Here is a 3145-nt window from a genome sequence, read left to right as displayed (position 1 = left end):
CCGGAGGCCGAGGCGAGGCAGGCGTGGGCGACCGGGCGAGAGGCGGCGCGGGCGACCGGGTGGGCGACGGGGACGACGACGAGGACCTCACCCTCGACCTGCTCGGCGAGTACCGGCTGGGCGGGACCGGCCTCGCGCTGACGACGCTGGCGCGGGCCCGCACGGCAGGGGGCGTGACAGTGCTGCACCAGACGCACGTCACCACGCTCGCCGACCAGATCCACCATCATCGCTCCGGGCTGGCCGCGGCGGCTTTCGCCTGATCAGCGCGGGGACCGACGCTGCGGGTGAGCGCGGCCGGGGCGCTGCTGACGGCGGGGCGCGCCAGCCCGTCTAACCTGCGAGGGCCGTCGAGCGCGCTACCCAGTAGGCGGCGCCGAGCACCACGCCGAGGATCATCGCCGGGCCGAACGCGATGCCGCTCTTGGCGGTGACCCGCCGGGACGCGAGAAGTACGAGGGCGACGACGGCGTTGAGGGCGAACGCCGCGAGGGTGCCGGCGAGTACGGCGGGCCAGCCGAGCCAGCCGAGGAGCGCCCCGAGCGCGCCCGACAGCTTGACGTCACCCAACCCGAGGCCGGACGGGTTGATCAACGCCAGGACGAAGTAGAAGCCGAGCAGCACGACAGCCGCGGCGGCGGCCCGTCCGAGACCCGCCCAGTCGTCGGTGAGCCAGGCGGACACCGCGAGCCCGGCGAACAGGACGGGGTAGAGCGGCCCCACGATCGCGTCGGGGAGCCGGAACACCGCCAGGTCGATCGCGATGAGCAGGCTGCACGCCACCGCGAGCGTGGCGAACGCCACCAGCTCGGCCCAGTTCGCCGCGAGCGCCGTCGCGCCGACGCCTCCCGCAGCGGAGAGGAGAACGTGCAGTCCGCTGCGCAGCCAACGCGAGTCGGACTCGACGAGGCGGCGCATCCACCGGGTGAGCGCTGCGGCGGTACCGCCGCAGAGGAGGGCGCAGATCAGGGCGGTGACAGGGGTGGTCACGTCAGGAGAACGCCTCCATCATGTTGATCACGGTCGGACCGAGCAGCACGATGAACAGTACGGGCAGGATGCACACCAGCAGGGGGAAGATCACTTTCACCGGCACCTGCTGGGCCTTCTCCTCCGCCCGTTGCCTGCGCTTGAGCCGCATCTCGGACGCTTGGGTGCGGAGCACGTCGGCGACGGAGATGCCGTAGGCGTCGGCCTGGATGATCGCGCGAATGAACCGCCGCAGGTCGGGCACGTCGGTGCGCAGAGCCAGCTGCTCGTAGGCGGTGCGGCGCAACTGCCCCACCTGGATCTCCTGCAGCGTGCGGATGAGCTCCTGCGCGAGCGGACCGGTGCCGTTGCGGCCGGCGCGGGCCATGGCGGCGTCGAACCCGAGGCCGGCCTCGACGGCGATCGTCATCTGATCGAGGGTGTCGGCCAACTCGAGCGCGATCTCGTCATTGCGCTCCTGGCCCCGGCTCTGTAGGAGGAGTTCGGGCAGGAAGTAGCAGACGACCGCGGTCCCCAACGTGAGGAGGAGCAGCAGTGGCTCCGGGTTGGTCCGCAGCAGCGCCAGGCCCAGCAGCACCACGATGAGCGGGACGACGATCTTGGCCACGACCAGTCGCTGGATGGACCAGCCGCGGGGCCGCCCCGCGCGGATGGACAGCTTCTCGAGCCGGCGGACGGTGCCGACCGGAGTCAGGCGGCGGGCGACCTCGTACAGGCGGCTGCGGGAATCGTCGTCGTCGACGCCGGTCAGGTCGACCTGGGAGGCGAACCCGTCGTCGATGCCGCGGCGGAGGTTGGCGACAGTGCGCGCGCGGACGGTGTCGCGGCCCGAGAACACGGCGAAGGCCAGCAGGAACACGGACGCGGTTAGGACGAACACGGCCAGTGCGGCGGACAGCGGCATCGCAGGGGCCTCCTTTCGCGGAGACGGGAAGAGAGGAGAGGGGAGGGGAGGGAGGGCCGGTGGGACGGGCACCGAGTCAGGACCGCGGCCCTGGTCAGAACCGGATGCGCACGACCTTGCTCAGCCAGATGCCGCCGATGGTGAGCATGACGACGCCGGCGGCGATCATCCCCCAGCCGAGCGGGCTCTGGGTGAGGACACCGATGTACGACGGGTTGGAGACGAACAGGAAGCCGCCGATGCCGAACGGCAGTGCCATGAGGACATACGCGGAGAGCTTGCCCTCGGCGGCCAGCGCCTGGACCTGCCGCCGGATCTGGTTGCGTTCGCGGATGGTGTGGCCGACGCCGTCGAGGACCTCGGCGAGGTTGCCGCCGACCTCGCGGTTGATCGCGATGGCCTGGGTGACCCACACGAAGTCCTGGCTGCCCATCCGGTTGGCGGTCTCCTCCAGAGCGGGGGCGAGCTCGCGGCCGACGCGGGTCTCGTTGATGATCCGCGCGAACTCCTCAGAGGTGGGCTGCTCGGCCTCGCGGGCGACGGAGGCCAGCGCCTGCAGGAGGCTGTGTCCGGCGCGCAGGCTCGAGGCCATGAGCTGCAGCGAGTCGTCGAGCTGGTCGGCGAACGCCGCGCGTCGGCGGGCGGCCATGACCTTGAGCCAGGCGACGGTGAGGACGGGGACGACGAGCACGAGCAGCGCGCCGAGCGCGGGGCCGGACAGGGCGAGGCCGAGCGCGAAGGCGACGACCGCGCCGACGACGACGAGAAAGACGAAGTCCTGGAGCCGCATGCGGATCCCGGCCTGTTCGAGAGCGCCCGCCCCCGGCGCCCCGCGGCGGCGCAGCACGACGTCGATCGCATCGGTCGCCTTGGTGGCGAGGTGGGCCACCGTGCCCGGGCCGGCGGGTTGGCCGGGCCGTCGGCGCTCCCGCGGGATCCGGTCCGGGGCCGGCGCCAGCACCAGGAAGGTGACCACGGCGATGGCCAGGGTGATGGCCGCGAGCCCGAAGGCGGCGGGGGAGAACAGTGAGGCAATCATCGGATCCTCCCGGGGTTGTCGATCGTCGCGCCGAACACGCGCGGGGACAGGGTGATGCCGAGCTCGGCGAAGCGATCGGTGAAGCGGGGCCGCACGCCGGTGGCCAGCGGCTTCCCGAGGAACCGGCCGTCGGGTCCCACGCCGGCGGAGTAATCGAAGAGGAACGCGTCCTGCAGGGTGACGGTCTGACCCTCCATGCCCTGGACCTCGGT

At 72.1% G+C, this 3145-nt stretch carries 4 protein-coding genes and 1 pseudogene; 1 reads left to right on the top strand and 4 read right to left on the bottom strand.

Going from position 1 to position 3145, the window contains the following annotated elements; genetic code table 11:
- The coding region (locus tag G6030_RS08555) for a hypothetical protein (protein WP_206680898.1) at positions 1-263 on the top strand (263 nt) is incomplete at its 5' end.
- Between the two features lie 70 nt (positions 264-333).
- Here the strand turns inward: G6030_RS08555 and G6030_RS08550 are convergent.
- The 4 genes and pseudogenes from G6030_RS08550 to G6030_RS08535 form a co-directional block, all read right to left on the bottom strand.
- Positions 334-990, bottom strand: a complete 657-nt coding sequence (locus tag G6030_RS08550) for a prepilin peptidase (protein ID WP_182642840.1) — start codon at positions 988-990, stop codon at positions 334-336.
- A 1-nt stretch (position 991) separates the two neighbouring features.
- The gene (locus G6030_RS08545; protein ID WP_182642839.1) at positions 992-1894 is read right to left on the bottom strand and encodes a type II secretion system F family protein; all 903 of its coding nucleotides are present in this window, start codon (positions 1892-1894) and stop codon (positions 992-994) included.
- 94 nt (positions 1895-1988) lie between these two features.
- Positions 1989-2933 carry a type II secretion system F family protein gene (locus G6030_RS08540; protein ID WP_182642838.1) on the bottom strand — a complete coding sequence of 315 codons (945 nt, stop codon included), beginning with the start codon at positions 2931-2933 and terminating at the stop codon, positions 1989-1991.
- Positions 2930-3145, bottom strand: a pseudogene (locus G6030_RS08535) (CpaF family protein); the annotation flags it as partial. The gene G6030_RS08540 and the pseudogene G6030_RS08535, both read right to left, overlap by 4 nt.

It is taken from the genome of Dietzia sp. E1 (genome assembly GCF_014145015.1).
Taxonomy (GTDB): domain Bacteria; phylum Actinomycetota; class Actinomycetes; order Mycobacteriales; family Mycobacteriaceae; genus Dietzia; species Dietzia cinnamea_A.
The sequence above is the reverse complement of the archived record's forward strand: the minus strand, read 5'-3'. Positions and strand labels throughout refer to the sequence as shown.